Origin of the sequence: Thalassobius sp. MITS945101, assembly GCF_047123305.1 — a bacterium.
In the GTDB taxonomy this organism is placed as follows: Bacteria; Pseudomonadota; Alphaproteobacteria; order Rhodobacterales; family Rhodobacteraceae; genus Thalassobius.
In genome coordinates, this window is record NZ_CP138918.1 from 3,681,501 (window position 1) to 3,697,500 (window position 16,000).

The 16,000-nt window shown below is 59.6% G+C and carries 19 protein-coding genes; 5 read left to right on the top strand and 14 right to left on the bottom strand.

Annotated features, from left to right (window positions below):
- Positions 1-10 precede the first annotated feature (10 nt).
- The 8 genes from SIC14_RS18095 to flgB form a co-directional block, all read right to left on the bottom strand.
- Entirely contained in the window at positions 11-1,141 is a 1,131-nt protein-coding gene (locus SIC14_RS18095; protein WP_412563304.1) for a flagellar basal body P-ring protein FlgI, read from the bottom strand.
- 18 nt (positions 1,142-1,159) lie between these two features.
- Positions 1,160-1,828 (bottom strand): flagellar basal body L-ring protein FlgH, encoded by a 669-nt coding sequence (locus SIC14_RS18100; RefSeq protein WP_412563305.1) that lies wholly within the window; start codon positions 1,826-1,828, stop codon positions 1,160-1,162.
- Between the two features lie 11 nt (positions 1,829-1,839).
- Entirely contained in the window at positions 1,840-2,628 is a 789-nt protein-coding gene (gene flgG / locus SIC14_RS18105) for a flagellar basal-body rod protein FlgG (RefSeq protein ID WP_412563306.1), read from the bottom strand.
- 98 nt (positions 2,629-2,726) lie between these two features.
- Positions 2,727-3,494 (bottom strand): flagellar hook-basal body complex protein, encoded by a 768-nt coding sequence (locus tag SIC14_RS18110; RefSeq protein WP_412563307.1) that lies wholly within the window; start codon positions 3,492-3,494, stop codon positions 2,727-2,729.
- A 36-nt stretch (positions 3,495-3,530) separates the two neighbouring features.
- Complete coding sequence (locus tag SIC14_RS18115; RefSeq protein ID WP_412563308.1) at positions 3,531-4,781, bottom strand: flagellar hook protein FlgE; 1,251 nt, start codon at positions 4,779-4,781, stop codon at positions 3,531-3,533.
- Between the two features lie 37 nt (positions 4,782-4,818).
- A complete protein-coding gene (locus SIC14_RS18120; protein WP_412563309.1) occupies positions 4,819-5,484 on the bottom strand; it encodes a flagellar hook assembly protein FlgD in 666 nt (221 codons plus the stop codon).
- The gene (flgC, locus tag SIC14_RS18125) at positions 5,481-5,891 is read right to left on the bottom strand and encodes a flagellar basal body rod protein FlgC (protein ID WP_412563310.1); all 411 of its coding nucleotides are present in this window, start codon (positions 5,889-5,891) and stop codon (positions 5,481-5,483) included. The genes SIC14_RS18120 and flgC overlap by 4 nt, the downstream gene beginning before the upstream one ends.
- A 6-nt stretch (positions 5,892-5,897) precedes the next feature.
- The gene (flgB, locus tag SIC14_RS18130; RefSeq protein ID WP_412563311.1) at positions 5,898-6,281 is read right to left on the bottom strand and encodes a flagellar basal body rod protein FlgB; all 384 of its coding nucleotides are present in this window, start codon (positions 6,279-6,281) and stop codon (positions 5,898-5,900) included.
- Positions 6,282-6,419: 138 nt separating this feature from the next.
- Between flgB and SIC14_RS18135 the strand changes: the two genes are divergently transcribed.
- Positions 6,420-9,638, top strand: coding sequence for a hypothetical protein (locus SIC14_RS18135; RefSeq protein WP_412563312.1), 3,219 nt, complete (start codon positions 6,420-6,422; stop codon positions 9,636-9,638).
- A 24-nt stretch (positions 9,639-9,662) separates the two neighbouring features.
- Here SIC14_RS18135 and SIC14_RS18140 read toward each other — a convergent pair whose 3' ends face one another.
- Both SIC14_RS18140 and SIC14_RS18145 read right to left on the bottom strand, forming a co-directional pair.
- A complete protein-coding gene (locus SIC14_RS18140; protein WP_412563313.1) occupies positions 9,663-10,301 on the bottom strand; it encodes a tetratricopeptide repeat protein in 639 nt (212 codons plus the stop codon).
- A complete protein-coding gene (locus SIC14_RS18145) occupies positions 10,298-10,684 on the bottom strand; it encodes a hypothetical protein (protein ID WP_412563314.1) in 387 nt (128 codons plus the stop codon). The genes SIC14_RS18140 and SIC14_RS18145 overlap by 4 nt, the downstream gene beginning before the upstream one ends.
- Before the next feature lie 274 nt (positions 10,685-10,958).
- Between SIC14_RS18145 and SIC14_RS18150 the strand changes: the two genes are divergently transcribed.
- From SIC14_RS18150 to SIC14_RS18165, 4 genes are all read left to right on the top strand, one after another.
- Positions 10,959-11,435: a hypothetical protein gene (locus tag SIC14_RS18150; protein WP_412563315.1), complete on the top strand. Its 477-nt coding sequence runs from the start codon at positions 10,959-10,961 to the stop codon at positions 11,433-11,435.
- Positions 11,428-13,764 carry a response regulator gene (locus tag SIC14_RS18155; protein WP_412563316.1) on the top strand — a complete coding sequence of 779 codons (2,337 nt, stop codon included), beginning with the start codon at positions 11,428-11,430 and terminating at the stop codon, positions 13,762-13,764. Before SIC14_RS18150 ends, SIC14_RS18155 begins: the two co-directional genes overlap by 8 nt.
- A gap of 36 nt (positions 13,765-13,800) precedes the next feature.
- Complete coding sequence (locus SIC14_RS18160) at positions 13,801-14,313, top strand: hypothetical protein (protein ID WP_412563317.1); 513 nt, start codon at positions 13,801-13,803, stop codon at positions 14,311-14,313.
- 75 nt (positions 14,314-14,388) lie between these two features.
- Positions 14,389-14,571 (top strand): hypothetical protein, encoded by a 183-nt coding sequence (locus SIC14_RS18165; protein WP_412563318.1) that lies wholly within the window; start codon positions 14,389-14,391, stop codon positions 14,569-14,571.
- A gap of 82 nt (positions 14,572-14,653) precedes the next feature.
- Here the strand turns inward: SIC14_RS18165 and SIC14_RS18170 are convergent, their stop codons facing one another.
- From SIC14_RS18170 to SIC14_RS18185, 4 genes are all read right to left on the bottom strand, one after another.
- The gene (locus tag SIC14_RS18170; RefSeq protein WP_412563319.1) at positions 14,654-14,881 is read right to left on the bottom strand and encodes a hypothetical protein; all 228 of its coding nucleotides are present in this window, start codon (positions 14,879-14,881) and stop codon (positions 14,654-14,656) included.
- Between the two features lie 2 nt (positions 14,882-14,883).
- The gene (locus tag SIC14_RS18175; RefSeq protein WP_412563320.1) at positions 14,884-15,216 is read right to left on the bottom strand and encodes a hypothetical protein; all 333 of its coding nucleotides are present in this window, start codon (positions 15,214-15,216) and stop codon (positions 14,884-14,886) included.
- Entirely contained in the window at positions 15,213-15,608 is a 396-nt protein-coding gene (gene fliS, locus SIC14_RS18180; protein ID WP_412563321.1) for a flagellar export chaperone FliS, read from the bottom strand. Before fliS ends, SIC14_RS18175 begins: the two co-directional genes overlap by 4 nt.
- 90 nt (positions 15,609-15,698) lie before the next feature.
- A complete protein-coding gene (locus SIC14_RS18185) occupies positions 15,699-15,986 on the bottom strand; it encodes a hypothetical protein (protein ID WP_412563322.1) in 288 nt (95 codons plus the stop codon).
- Between the last annotated feature and the right edge of the window lie 14 nt (positions 15,987-16,000).

Genomic DNA, 16,000 nt, shown 5'->3' on the forward strand with positions numbered 1-16,000 from the left:
ACGACCTCAGTCAGATGACGATCAATTCAGCGCGCAGCGAACCCGCGCGGTGCAGCGCTTCAAGAATGGCAACCAAATCTGCAGGGCTGGCCCCAACGGCGTTGATCGCATCCACCAGCGAGCTGAGGTTGACGCCCGGATCAAAGATAAAGGCGGGAGAGGTGTCTTCGGTCACTTCGATGGCGCTGTCGGGGGTGATCACTGGCTCACCGGGAGCAACGATCACATTGTCGCCATTGGTCACCACGGAAGCGCCCTGATCCACATTGAAGTCTTCGTTCACCCGCACGGTCAGCGACCCGTGGCTGACAGCCGATGGCGTCACACGGACAGAGCCGCCGATCACCACAGTGCCGGTGCGGGCGTTGACGATCACCTGCGCGGCGGCTTCTGCCGGGGTGACATCAATGTTTTCCAACAGGCCCATGAAGGACACGCGCTGTGCCGGATCAGCCGGGGCACGGACCCGGACAGAGGTGCCGTCCAGCGCCACCGCAACACCGTCACCGAACATGTCGTTCACCGCTTCCACCACGGCAGCAGCGGTTGAGAAATCGGAACGGTTGAGGTTCAGCACCAGATATTCCGCTTCAAGAAACGGCGTTTCCACCAGGCGTTCGATGGTGGCGCCACCGGGCACCCGGCCCACTGTTGGCACATTGACCACCAGCGACGAACCGTCACCGCCTTCAACCCCCAGGCCACCCACAACAAGGTTGCCCTGGGCGATGGCATAAACTTCACCGTCAGCGCCCATCAACGGGGTCATCAGCAACGTGCCGCCCTTCAGCGACTTGGCGCGGCCTGCGGTGGAGACAGTGACGTCCAGCACCTGACCGGGCTTCATGAAGGGAGGCATCTCCGCCGTGACCATCACGGCAGCGACGTTTTTGGTATCAAGATCCCCCGGTTCGGTGTCGAGGCCCAGACGCGAAATCAGCGATTGCATAGATTGTTGGGTCAGCTTGGAGCCACCGTCACCGGTGCCAGCCAGACCCATCACCAGCCCATAACCGACCAGCGCGTTGGAACGCACCCCAGCCACCGAGGCCAGATCTTTCAACCGGTCAGCAGAAGCGGTGCTAACGCTTGCAATAATGCAAAGCCCGGCAACAAATGCGCGGAGGATCTTGCGATTCATAGTCTATACCCTTTCGGATCAGAGCGGGGAAACAGCGTCAACACCGCGACGCAGCCAGCCTTTCTTGCCGGTGTCAGCAACATCACCAGCGCCGATGTACTTGATCTCGGCATCAGCCAGACGATCACTGTCAACGGTGTTATCTGCGGTAATGTCGGCCTGCCGGACAATGCCGCGCAGACGGATGTATTCATCACCGTTGTTCAGGGTCAGTTTCTTCTGACCAATCACTTCCAGATTGCCACCGGGCAGCACCCGCACCACCGAAACCGACATACGGCCACTCAGCGAGTTCGACTGCGAGGCACGGCCGTTGCCGTTAAAGGTCTTGTTGGTGCCCATCGAGAGATCTGTGTCGTTGATGCCAAGAATATCAGGCGTATCGAGCGAGAAGTAATCCGCCTTGGACGAGGACGCGTTCTGTGCCTTGGAGGCCTGGAACTTCTCCTGCAGGATGATCGTCAAAATGTCGCCCACCTGGCTGGCGCGACGGTCGGTGGCAAAAAGCCCCATCTGCCCGCCCGAAAAAATCGCCCCCGAAGCAAGCTGGCCGGTCGGCTGTGGCAGCGGTTCCTGATAAACAGGCGCCCAGTCGCGCGACGCGGCCGCCTCTTGCTCCGTGGCACAGCCCGAAACGGTCAGCGCGGCGGGAACGGCAAACAAAACCATAGTCTTACGAAATTCCATTACTGCTCTCCTTACAGTTTGTTGGACAGGAAGCGGAGCATTTCATCGGTGGCGGAGATCGACTTTGAGTTCACCTCATAGGCACGCTGCGCCTCGATCATTTCCACCAGCTCCTGCACCACGTTCACATTCGATGCTTCCAGCTGCCCCTGCAGCAGCCGGCCGGCCCCTTCTTGCGTCGGAACCGAAATGATTGGCTCGCCACTGGCCTGGCTTTCCACCGCCATATTTTCCCCCACCGGTGTCAGGCCGCGCGGGTTCACAAAACGGGTCAGGGTGATCTGCCCCACCTCCTGCGGCTCCACGTCGCCCGGGGTGGTGACGCTGACGATCCCGTCATTGGAAATGGTAACGTTGGTGGCATCTGCTGGCAGGGTGATTTCCGGCTGCAGCACATAGCCGCTGGCGGTCGCGATCACCCCTTCGGCGTTCCGGCCAAAGGTGCCGTTGCGCGAATAGCCCATCCGACCATCCGGCATCAGAACCTGAAAGAACCCGTTGCCGTCGATGGCAATATCCAGGGCGTTTTCAGTGTTGATCATGTTGCCTTGGGAATAGGTCTTTTCCGTGCTTACCATCCGCACCCCGGTCCCGATCGACGACCCCGAGGTCATCTGGGTGTCTTCAGAGGTCTGCGCCCCGGCAGGTCGCCAGGTCTGATACAGCAGAGTTTCGAAATTCGCCCGGTCCCGTTTGAAGCCGGTGGTGTTCACGTTGGCCAGGTTGTTCGAGATAACCTGAATACGAGACTGTTGGGCGTTGAGGCCAGTTTTGGCCACGTGCATTGCGCTGCTTGACATGCCTGTCCTCCTTGGGGTGGCGGCTGTTGAACCTGTGTTGCCTTAACAGGTGCAAAGGCCGTGCCATTTCCCGCCCGGAGGGGCGCTAAATGCTAAAATTAACTGTCGGGAGACCGTAACAGACGGGCCGAAGCCTCATCTAGTTTGGAGGCGTTGGAGACCAGACGGATGTTCAATTCGAAATTCCGCTGCATCTCAATCGAGCTGATTAGCTCTTCAACCGTATTCACGTTGCTGCCTTCCAGCGCGCCCTGGTTGATCTTGGCCAGCTGGTTGGGATTGGGCACCGTGCCGTCTTCCATTCGGATCTGACCGTCGCTGGATTTGCGCAGCACGGTTTCCTCATCCGGTATCACCGTGGCCAGGGTGCCGCCCAGAATGGGTGCGGCACCAGGTTCTGCGTTGGAGGGGACAATCCAGATTTCACCAATATCGGTGATGGTGATCTCGCGGTATTCCTGCAGCTCAATCGGGTCCATATTCGGGTCGAGCATTGTCTCGCCCGCCCCGTTGACCAAAACCCCGTCTAACGAACGACGCATGTCGCCACGTCGGGTCAGCGCCGGTTCGCCGCCGCTGTCGGGCTGAATATAGAGGTAACCTTCATCGATCACCGCAATATCCAACTCACCGCCGGTGGGCTGCAACGGCCCCGAGTCGGTCAGGAAACCTGCCGACCCGGTTTCAGTCTGAAAGGCGCGGACCTTGGCCGTATCCAGGGCTTCCGCAAAATAAGTCCGGCCTTCGTTGGCCAGATCCCTGCGGAAACCGGGAACATTCATGTTCGCCAGGTTTTGCGCCTGCGTGATGCGCTGGTCCCGCTGCGTGGACAGAGCATTCAGAGCCGTATAGATCATGCGATCCATGTGACGCGCCTTTCAGTTAGCTTAGACGATCCGGGATTAACCGCGGATGTTCATGATGGTCTGCGACATCGCCGAGCTGGTCTCGAGCGCTTTGGCCGAGGCCTGATAGTTCCGCTGCGCGGTGATCAAATCCACCAGTTCCGAGGTCAGGTCGACGTTGGACAGTTCCAATGCGCCGCTTTCGATGTTGCCCATGCCGTCAGACCCTGCCACGCCATATTCGACGTCGCCGGATTCATTGGTCGGGGCAAAGCTGGCCTGGCCCAGGTTCTTCAGCCCTTGCACGTTGGAGAAGTTGCCGATCGCCAACTGTCCCAGCGCAATGCTCAGATCACCGGCGTAGGATGCCCAGATCAGACCGTCGTCGCCAATTTCCAGCCCCGACAAACCACGGGGTTTCTGGCCATCATGCGCCGAGGATTCCACGTGGAAGCTCTCGTTGGTCATGGTGGTTTCCGCCAGATCAAGGCTCAGGTTCCAGCTGGACCCAGAGAACGCCATGCTGGCAATCGGGGTGGTCGGATTGCCATCGCTGTCAAAGTTGATCTCATCCGGGGTGGCGGTCATGGTTTCGCCATCCACCACCATGCGCATTTCGTAAGTGGTGGTCGGATCAGCACCGCTGGGATCTTGGTTGCGGATAAAGTAAACCGCAGCCGGCACGGCATTGCCGTCGGCGTTCAACACGTTGATCGGCGCCATGTTGGCGTAGGTGGTGCTGTCATTGGGATCAAAGGCACCGGTGGGCGGAACCGCGTCCTGACTGCCAAGGCCAGCGGCACCAAACTGCAGGCTCACCGCCAGATCCACCTGGGTTGTCTGCACCGGGTCACCTTGGGTCTTGGGCACCTGAATACGGTCGATCTCCATCTGATCCGACAGGCTACCGTCCACGTTGGTGGGGAACCCCTGCAGGAAACCACCACCGCTGTTCACCAGGTAGTTGTTTTCATCCACACCAAAGGCGCCGGCACGGGTGTAGGACAGGTTGCCGTTTTGGACTGCGTCCGAAATGGTGAAGAACCCCTGCCCCTGAATGGTCAGGTCCAGCGTGTCGGAGGTCTGCGACACAGCCCCTTGGTTAAAGCTCTGACGGATGTTCTGCACCCGCACGCCGGAACCACTGGACGTCCGCGACGTCACATACGGGGAACGTGTAAACAGGTCCGAGAATTCGGCCCGGCTGGCGCGGAAGCCCAGAGTGTTAACATTGGCAATATTGTTCGATGTGGTCGAAAGTTCCGCCTGCGCGGCATTCAGACCTGACAATGCGATAAAACTGGTCATGTGCGTCCTCTTTGTTTTCGAACATGGCCCGAAGCGGTTAACGCAGGGCGGTGATTTCTGTGGCCAGGTAAGCGCCGTAATCTTTCAACTGCAGCGTCATATCGCGGGAGATCGGATCGAACTCGACCCCCTCAACCTGAGCGTATACCGCCGTTGATGCATCAATCGTGCCACCCAGATCGTTTACCGTGGCAGAAATGCGAATTTTTCTGTCATCGGCGGGGGCTTCTTTCCAAGAAAAGTCCATTGGACCAGATAGTTGGTTGGAATGGACCTGGCTGTGTAAAATTTCGCCAGTGCTGGCATCCGTGTAGGTCAACGTCACTGTGCTGTCGTCATTGGGGACATGCACACGGCCGTGAACCTCGCCGCCTCTGGCGCGGGTGACGCTGCCTTCAACAAGGGCGCTTTTGCCCAGGATTGACGACGCCTCCGAGATCATCGAATTGCTCATCGTCGATGCAACGCCGCCCAGGGTCTCGTTCAACCGCTCCATCCCCTGCACCGAGGACATCTGAGCAAGCTGGGCCAGAAACTCACCGTTTTCCATCGGCGAGCTGGGGTCCTGGTTCTGCAGCTGTGCGGTCAGCAGCGTCAGGAAATCCGAAGCATCCATCTCTGTGCGGGTGCCGGCCTCGGCGTTGGCCCGCATGTCCGCAACAGACCGTATTCCCGATACGCTCGAACTTGCCTCAATACTCATTGACCCATCCTTGTTGTCTTGGCCATCAGGTTGCGCAATGTCGACACAACCTCCAGCGTGTTCTGATATTGGCGAGAGGCTTCCATCATCTCGACCATCTCTTCATCCGAGTTGACCGAAGACTGGAACACATAGCCCTCTTCATTGGCCAGCGGGTGATCCGGCTGGAAGCTCTGTGTGGGGGCACGGTCCAGCTGCACCACCGAGGACACATCCACTGTGGACAGTCCGGTTTGCTGCAGCTGATCGGCAAACTGGGTCTCAAACACCGGCCGCATCGGCTTGTAGGCGCCGTCGCGGGTGGTGCTGACCGAGTTCATATTGGCGAGGTTCGATGCCACGGTGTTCAGCCGCAGCATCTGCGCATTCATGGCGCGGGCTGAAACATCAAAAACGTTCATTGTCATCTGTCATCACTCCCCTTTGATCGCGCGGGTCAGGCCCCGGATCTTGCGGTTCAGAAACTCAAGGCTCGACTGGTAGCGCAGCGTGTTCTGGGCGAACTCCATCTGCTCCACCGCAATTTCAACGGTGTTGCCATCCAGCGAAGAGGTTGTGGGTTTGCGGTAAAGCATCCCCGCCGCGCTGGTGCCACCAACAGGGATATGCCCCTCACTGGTGGTCTTCAGCTGGCCGGCCCCAATGGCCTGGCTCAGCTCGGCCTTGAAATCCATATCCCGCGCCTTGAAGCCGGGGGTGGCCGCATTGGCGATATTGGACGCCAGAACCCCGTTGCGTCTCTCGCGCAACTGCAGCGCCTGAGCATGCAGGTTCAGATGATTTTCAATGGCAGACATGGGCTGTCCTCACCTCGGTTGCTTTTTTCTGACCCCGGCTGAACTTGGCGCGATACTTGCTGACCTCTTGGCATCCAGCGGGGCCGATCGCCCGGTTTCCTGCAAGGATGATGCCAAGCGAGCGAGACGAGGAAAAACATGGCACGCACCACCAAGCGCGCACGGGTGAAGATCCCGCCAGTGATTACCAAGCTGTTGAAAGCAGTGAATGAATTGCCCGTTGAAGAGGCCGCAGATGAGCTGCAGCTGGCCTTCGAAGATGAGCCTTCCATTGAGAAGCGCCGCACCTTGATGAAGGCGCGGATCAAACTGCTGGAAGACGCACAAAAACCGAAGAAGCCGACCCGTCGCAGCCGCAAGAAAGCAGCCCCCAAACCGAAAAAAGTCGAAGAAGAAGTGGTCGAAGTGGCCCCTGAACCCGAACCCGCGCCGGAGCCGGAAAAACAGGGCACAGTCATGGCGATGGACCTCGACAACCTTGGGGCACTGTTTGGCGCGGCCGAGCCTGAAGAAGAAGAGGCAGCGGGTGGCGATACCCCTGCCGCCGCCTCGGCAGCGGGTGGTGAATTGGATCTCTCTGCACTGGACGCCCTTGGTGGGGGTGACAGCGACGGGGCAGAAGCAGGCGACGCGCCTGCGGCAGCGGCTGGGGCCGCTGAAATGGACCTTTCCGCCCTTGCGGCATTGGGTGGCGATGACGCAGATGGGGCCGCAGATCCCGCAGCCGAAGCCGTGATCACCCCGCCGCCCGCAGCCCCCGAACCGGAGCCCGAACCCGAGGCCCCGCCAAAACCGCAGTTCAAGAAAGAGAAAATCAAGACACCGGACTACGCTGACGACGAAATGTATCAGCAGATCTGGGCCGAGATGAAACAGGAAGGCCTCGACAAGCTGACCAAGGTCCGTCTGTCTGAAGACGGCTTTGAAGACCGGCTGGAACAGGCCAAGAAGGATGCGGACTGGCTAGGCTTTGGCGCCAAACGCATGGGTGATGCGGACTGGGCGAACACGGCCAATGCCATTGCCTTTGACTGTGACCACATCGATTTTGAATGGGAGTTGGACCAGCGACTGAACACAGGGATCACTGATCTGGCTGCATTGGACGGTGCTGCAGCACCCGATCTGCCTGCGGTCGAGGTGCCTGCCACCCCTGCCCCGAAACCGGCCCCGAAACCAGAACCCGTCGCCGAAGATCCCCCTGCCCCTGAACCCGAACCAGCGCCCGCTCCAAAGCCTGAACCGGCTGCGGTGGTGGACCCGATGGCCTCGATGGACGCGCTATTTGCCGAGATGGTCGATGGCGACGAAGCCTCAGGCGAAGGGGCACTGGAATTTGACGAAGACCTGAGCCCGGAAGATCTGGCCGCCAAAAACGCGGCCAAAGAGGCCGATATGGAGGAAGCCGCCGCAGAGCGACCGGTCCAGCACGGCGAAGATGCCGCCGCCAAAGTAGCTGCCGCCGAAGCAACACCGGAACCGGACCCAACGCCCACACCCGAACCAGCAGCGCCCGAAGCCGCTGCGGAGCCTGCGCCAGTTGAAGAGGTGGACGACGGTCCCCTCAGCGCCTTTGCGCAGGATGAGATGTATTGCCAGATCTGGGAAGAAATGGTGGTTGAGACCCTGCAAGGCTTGCAGATTACCCGCAAAAGCGGTGGGGATTTTGAAAGCCGGCAAAAGAAGGCGGATTTCCACGCCGACCGGCTGTGCTATGCGGCGCGCCAGATGGAGTTCCCTCGGTGGATTGCCCCGCTGGAAGAGTTCGCTTTTGACTGCCCGGCCTTGGAAGATGCGGCAGCCCTTGATGCGGCAATCGACAAGCTGGTTGGCCAGTTGCAGGCGCTGCGGGGCGGCAAGCCGCCCGTAGACCTGCCCGAAGGGGCGCTTGAGGCTGCGGAGGCCGAAGCGGCAGCCGAGGCAGAAGTCGCGGCAGAAGCGCCAGCGACAGAACCCGCACCTGCTCCCGCAGAACCAGCCGCCACGCCAGCGGACGGCATGGCCAATATGGACTCGCTCTTTGCGGAAATGGGCGACAGCGCGCATTCCAACGACGATGACGTCTTTGACTTCGATGAAGACAGCGAGGGCGAAAGCGAAAGCACGGTCGCCGACGAAGCAACCACCGAAGAGGAAGAAGCCGCCGAACCGGAACCCGTGGAAAGCAGCGTCGAGATCGACACAACCCCGATCAGCACCTTTGCCGAAGATCATCTCTATATGAAGATCTGGGAAGAAATGGTGGTGGAAACGCTGCAACAACTGGGTCTGGCCCGCCAATGGCAGGCCGAGTTTGACGCCCGCCTGAAACGGGCCGATGACACCGCCGCACGTCTGCTGCACGCCGCCACCCAAATGGAGTTCACCAATTGGGTCAAAGTTTTGGAGGACTTTGCCTTCGACGTGCCGGTGCTGGAGGATGAAAACAGTCTGAACGCCGCGATTGATAAGGTGCGCGCCGATCTGCAGGCGCTGCGCGGCGACAAACCCGAGGTCGACATTCCGGCTGATGACACCTACACGCCGCCCGTTGCCGACGCCCCGCCCGCCCCGAAAGCGGCCGCGCCGGAACCGGAAGTGGAGGAGGCCGACATTCCCAAAGCACCCAAAGCGCTGGTGACCGACACCTATGAAGGATCGCAAAAACGCGACGATTGGGACAGCGATGATTTCTGGTCCTGGGATGATGACGGCGGCGCGGATGCACCAGAAGCCGCAGCCGAACCCCCTGCTGATCCCGAGCCGCCGGTCGCTACCGCGCCGTCTCCGGCAGTGGAACGGGCACCTGAACCCGCTCCGGCCCCTGAAATAGCCCCTGAAACGGCTGGCAGCGTCGAAATCGACCCTACCCCGATCAGCGCCTTTAACGAGGATGACGGGTTCCAGAAAATCTTTGACGAGATGGTCGAGGAAACGCTGGAGGCCCTTGGGGTCCAGCGCCGTTCGGATGACGGGATTGCGGATCGGCTGTCGAAATCACGGGCCCATGCCGACCGGTTGCTGCATGCGGCGGAACAGATGGAGTATGCCTCTTGGGTGGAGACGCTCAACGGGTTCCTGGGTCAATCGCCTGCCGACGCAAATGCTCTGAATGGCGCGTTGGATCAGTTGATCGCAGATCTGGACCTGCTGAAAGGCGGCGCGGTGGCTGTGGCTAATCTGATGGCCCAAGCCCCCGTGGCCGCGGCGGAACCCGCGCCCGCCGCCCCGTCAATCGCCCCCAACAGCACGCCAACACCTAAAGCCGAAGCACCACAAACAGCCCCGGTTTCCGCCGCAGCCGCCCAACAGGCCGCTCAATCGCGCGAAGGCAAAGCAACCCTCGATGATATCTACAAGTTCTTCCCGAAAGGATAAGCCGTGGTGGGGCGAAGGATCAGATCAGCTGTTGTAGCTGCACAGGTTGGCATAGGCCGCCCCGTGGCGATCGCACCATTGCTGATACAGACTTGCCGCGCGATTTTGCGCGGTCAGCCGCGTTTCGCGATCCAATTTGCGCGAGGTCACATCACGCCATTTGCTGGCATGAGGCACCTGCAGGGCAGCGGCCATCGTAAACCAGACCAGCGCCTGTTCATTGTCGATGGGATCGGTGATCTCAAGGAACACACGGCCAAGCGCCAGCATGGCGTCTTTGTTGCCGCCGTTCACATCTTCCAGAAGGTCATCGCGCAACCGGCGTTGCACCTTCTCCAGCAGCTCGGGGGTGGCCCCCGATCCAAGATAGTTGGTCAGGGTTTTTGCCTTGCCGACGCCGGAAAACCGCGCTTTCCACGCCCAGTAGAGCGCGGTTTCATCATTCTGCGTCACCCCGGACCCCAGCGCATAAAGCACGGCGAGGTTAAACTGTGCCGGCCCATTGTGCTGATCCGCCAGCTCACGGAACATCTGCACCGCCTGCGCCGCCTGCCCGGAACGGGCTGCGGCCACCGCCTCGGAGAAGGCGTTGGGCTGAGCAGGCTGCGCCAATACGCTGAGCGTGGCGCAAAGCCCCAGGATATGGGACCAGCGTGACTTCATCTGCCAGCCATCATAACCAGCTGCAGATACATGATGCGTTTGGGCAGGTTGGCCCGGCGCTGTTCGTAAACAACAACCTTGGACCGTTCACCGGGATCTGTCTCGACCGAGACCAGAATATCTTCGGGCAAATGCACATGGTAATCTGCAAGGGTGTCTTTGGGGGCCAGGTAAAATTCCTGCCGGAACCCTTTGTCGATCCAGCAGCGCGCCAAAGCACGGCCCAGGATGTCGGGCAGAAAGCGTTCGACCTGAGACACGTTGGACAGGTGCGTTTCCTGACGCACCAGCTGGAAATCTTGATGGCTGTCATCCCCACGCGCACTGACCTGACGATATTGGCCCAGGTTGCGGGTGAGAGAACGCACCTTCCTAGATGACATAAACTTATCCTTCCGGATCATTCGAAATCTTGCCGTTTGGCTCACATAGCTAAACGTCCCGATCTGCCCCCATCTTAGGCATTAGTTGCCAAGCTGCTGTATTTTGACGGCAACGGTTTGCGGTTGGCATTGTCTTTGCATTCACAAGTCTTCTGTTGACACGCAAAGCGGGTATTGAAAAGCTGCCGCTACCCCTGGAGGATTGTGGATAACTTTGCCACCGCTATCAGGGGCCCGGAAACCCCTCGTCCGACCTCATGCAAAGACCCTGATTATGAACCGCGAAGCTTTTCTGTCTGACACCCTGCATCACATCACCGATGCGCTTCAAACCGTTGCAGGGTTGGAAGAAACCGAGGCTTTGCTGGCTTCCGTAGGGGCATCTATGGGCGAGAAAATCTATGCACAGGAGTGCACTCTCCTAAAGGTTGATCGCCTTCCCGTTGCGTCTCTGCCAGCAAGTTTTGACGCGCTGGCCGAGGGATTTGGCGCCGATTTTTTGGGGAATGATTCGCAAACCACTCGATTCGTTATGGAAAACTGCCGTTGCAGTTGTAGTCGCAATTCTGACACACAACGCGGGTACTGCAACTTAATGGCAAATATTTTGGGCAGCCTGGCCGCAAACAGTGCAGGATACGCAAAAGTCCGGCTGGAGAAGTTGGCAAAACACCCCACAGGTTGCTGCCGTCTGGTGGTTGACCTGGAGGATGACGGCACACCGGGGATCGAGTATTTCGCGCATGACTAAACTTGAGACGCAGTTCCAGGATCACACGCTGGCCCGCTACGGTGAGGTCATTGCGCTGGACGCGTCGCCAAGTGTCATTGTCACCGCGCAGGGTGAGATCGCCCAAGCCAATCCCCGTGCCGAAAACCTATGTCCCTCTGCCCGCCTTGCTGCCTGCCTGCAAACGCCGGAAAACCGTGAACAGCTGCTGCTGGCACAACGCTCTACCGCGCCGCGATTGGCACGGCTGATCTTGCAGGATAGCGACGGCGACCCTCTGCCCGTTCGCGCGCGTCTGGCCCGCCTGCCCGCCCGCACCGCACACCCGCTGCTGCTGATCCGGATGGAGGTCCTGGAGGCCGAGGACCCGTTTCAGCGAGTTCGCAGCGACAATGCCCAATTGCAGCGCGCCATCCAGGCCCGCAAACGCAGCGACAAACGGTTCCGCCAGTTCCTGAACTCCGCCGTGGATGGCATCGGCGCGGTGGCGGAAAACGGTCAGATCACGATGGCCAATGCGGCGCTTTCAACCATGCTAGGGGTGTCCGGCCTGATCGGAAAATCGCTGTTTGATTACGTCGATATGATTGACCTGCGGGCGCAGGATCATGGGTTTGAAACCCCGTCCGATCCCGCCGCATTCCTTAGCCGTTTGATCGGCGTCCCGCATGAGGCCTATATCCAGAGCGAGGCCCGCGACCGCTATCCGGTGGAGCTCACCGTCACCCCAATCGAAGAACCGGGGCTGAGGCAATTTGTCGTTGTTTTGCGGGACATTACGGCGCGGCGCGAATATAAGGAAGCGCTGGCGCGGTCACAGTATCTGGAGGCCGCCCGCGACATTGCCCGCGCCAATGAGCAGACCAAAACCCAGTTTCTGGCCACTGTCAGCCACGAGATGCGCACCCCGATGGGGGCCATTGCCACCGCCGCGGATCTGTTGCTTAATGACGCCAAGCTAGCGCCTGAACACCGGCAGTTGCTGGAGGTAGTGCGCGGCTCGGCCGACACAGCGCTGGAGCAGATCAACGACACGCTGGAACATGTGCGCATGGACCTGCGCCCAATCAAGGATCACCCCGTTTCGGCCTTCAGCCCTGCGGAGGTGCTGCAAAAGCTGGCGGGCCAAAGCCGGATCGCAGCCGAGGCCAAAGGGCTGACATTGTCGTTGAACCTCAACTGCCCCGCCGCCATTCAGGTCGCGGGCTATCACCATCTGTTCCACCGTGTGGTGCAGAATCTTCTGGGCAATGCGGTGAAATACACCGATCAGGGCGACATCACCTTGTCTGCCGATTGCGAGATCCAGCGCAGCCCCGGAGCGGCCAATATTGTCGCGGTCAATCTGGAGGTTGCCGATACAGGTCGCGGCATTGCTCCGGAACAGATTGAGCGGCTGTTTTCACCCTTTGAAACCGGCAACAACTCTTTCGACACGCTGGCGCAAAGTGCCGGGCTGGGGCTGTCGATTGTGAAGCGGGCTGTGGATGCGATGGGCGGCGCCATCCGGGTCAGCTCTACCCCCGGTGAAGGCAGCAGTTTTCAGGTCAACCTGCGTTTTGGCCTGCCCGCAACCCAAGCAACCCCCGAGGCTGACCCCACGCAAAAACCGCTCAACACCAAGGGCTTCCGCTTCCTTGTGGTGGATGACAACCCGTTGAACCGTCAGCTGATGACCAAATTGTTGGACAGCGAAGGCTGCGTCGCGATCACGGCTGAGAACGGCGAAGATGCTTTGACCAAGATCGCCGAACACGAGGTGGATGCGGTGCTGATGGACATTGGCCTGCCGGGCATCGACGGGCTGGAAACCACCCGCCGGATGCTGCAGCGCCCTGCCCTCGCCCAACTGCCGGTTTTTGGCCTCACCGGATTTTCCGATCCGGAAGTGCGCGAACGGGCGGAACTGGCGGGGATGAACCACGTCTATGTGAAACCACTGCGCCGCAATCAGCTGCATGAGGTGGTGCATCGGATCATCAATGGCGCTTCTTTGGATGCCCCTGGACAGCCGCGCCCGGTGGAGGTCCTGAAACAGGATGTGGCCCGCCAGATTGCTAAAATCTCAGGCGACAACTGGTCGGTGTTTGTGCACCAGTTGCACAAGGAATGCGCTGTCATGGTGGGCCAGATGCGCGACGCCCTGCAACGTGGCGCGCTTGCCGATATCCTTGAGACCGCGCGTCGTGGCAGTACCACCGCAGCAACGGTCGGCGCTATTGCGTTGCATCAGACATTTCTGGAGATTGAAGAGCAGGCCAAGGCTGATCAGGCCAGCCATCTGCCCGCCACCATCGAACGCTCAGAAGAATTGCTGGAACAGACGCGGTTGGCACTCACCTTGCTTTAAACCCCTCAACGGACCGTCAGTTGAGCATAACGCGTTATGAGTGAAGAAGAGATCCTCGCCGAAAAGCCCCGTAAGGCCCCGATCCTGCCCGGCGTTGTTGCAGCGCTGTTGGTTGGTGGCATCTATGCGGCCGGACATTTCACCGCCACCGCACCAATGGATGTGGCCATAGCCCTGCCCGAAGACGAGATGATGGAAGAAGAACCAGAGACCGGCCCGGTGCCACGTCGCTACGTGTCCTTCCCGATGAGCCTGACAGCGCAGGTACCGAAATGGGGCACACTCTTAATCGACATTGGCATGGCCGTGCATGAAGACCTGCCGATGTCGGTCACCGATGCCTTCCTCACCGACACCGCGCCGCTTGCCGCGCCCTTGTCAGAGGCGCTGCTGATCGCGGTCGAGGACCCGGATGCAACGGATTTGGAAAGCATTCAGAATATGCTGCCCCCGCTGCTGAAAGACGCCCTCAACGGGGTCATCACCAGTGAAGACCTGCCCGATCCGGTGCTGGAGGTCTATCTGCTGAAACTCATCACCACGGGGTGACCTTTTTGGCGGCGTCAGTCAGCTACTTGGCACGCAACCTGCACCTACCCCCCTCAGGACAAAGAGGAGCAAGCCATGATTGACCAACAGGAAATGCGCAGCCGCACCGCAACCGACCACGAGGTGCGCAAGATGGCGGTGGAGATTGTCATGTTTGACGAAGACGACCGTGCCACCCGTCAGGCCAAGGTGAACATCGTCGACTACCTGGCCCCCGTGACCAAACCGCTGTTTCGCCGGTTGAGCCGCCAGAGCTGAGGCTCAGAGACCTTCCCAAAATGACAAACGGGCCACCGATTTCGGGGCCCGTTGTTTTTTGTCTGAATTTTCGGATGAGTCGTTATCGCTGTCCCAGTTCGGCCTGTTCTGCGCGGTAGGTCTTCAGACGCTGGCGGAACGCAAAACTGCCCCCCACCATGATCAGGATCCCGATGGTCATCGGCGAGGGCATCATCCCGGCAATCACCTGGGCATGCTCTGGCTGCACGCCGATCAGCAGGATCGCGAGGAAAGCACAGCCCAGATAGATCCGGATCAACTGACATTTGCGGCATGTGGTGCGAAACATGATTACCTTCCCGATCCGCGCGAATAGGCAAGACGGATTTTGCGGTCCGTGCCCTGACGCTGCTTGAGTTTACGGCGATCTGTGTCGATTTCGCTGGCGGTTTCGCCCAGTTTGGCAACCGCCTCTTTCAAGGCTTCGTAATAGTGTTCCTGGCCCGGCTCTAACCCGGGCAAGCCACCGATCATAGCCATGGCCATACTGCGCAACTGGTGATCAAGCGTGCGGAAAGCGTCGAGGTCGCCCTCTTTCGCCGCCTGCTGGCATTGCTCCAGCAGGGTCTCAAATTCCTTGATCCGTTCTGCAGTCTGGTCCATGTCGACCGGGCTTTCACTCATCCAACTTGCCTTACTTGCGGGCCAATCTCCGTCCAGGCATCCAAAATGCCCGAGATCGCATCCGCAGAGCCTGCAATATCCGCGCCGTCTTCCTTGCGGAAGGCAGCCAAAATATTCTGGCGGCAATATTCATACAGTTCGAACAGCGACACCGCGATGTCTTCGCCCTTTTCAAAATCCAGCGAGGACTGCAGCAGGTAGATCGCCCGCAGCGCTTTGTTCACATGTTCGGGGGGATATTCCGTGCCCGCCTCATTGGAGGCTTTCATCACGTTCAGCGACTTTTCCAGCTCGCTCAGGATGACGCGGACAATCTGATGCGGATCGTCCGGGACGTTCACCCCAGAGTTGCCGGTTTGACGATAGGTAGAGCGTGCAGAGGCGAAAGTCATCTGGCGTCTTTCCTTAGTTGCTGTGTTCCCTTGTTACTTAGAAGAACGGCAGGAACACGGCGGACGTTTAGAAGTTTTTGGCCCATGGCCTCAGCTTTGTGGCCCTGACTTCATCCAGCCCGGCGCATAGTAGACAACCTGGCCTTTTCGGGCCTCTACAGCCTGTCGTGGCATGTCACCAACGGTCTGAAATACCTGCGCTTCCGCAGTTTGCTTCCCGGTATTCTCCACTGAATTGCCTACCAGCGGGCCAGCCGCCCTCTGTAGCCGCCATTGCAGCCAGCGCAGGGTGCTGGTCCAGCGCGATTTCACCACGCGTGACAGCGCCACACCAAGGAAGCCTGCAAAGGCAAGATGTTGTTCCAGAAAGCGGCGCATATGTGGGGATCTCC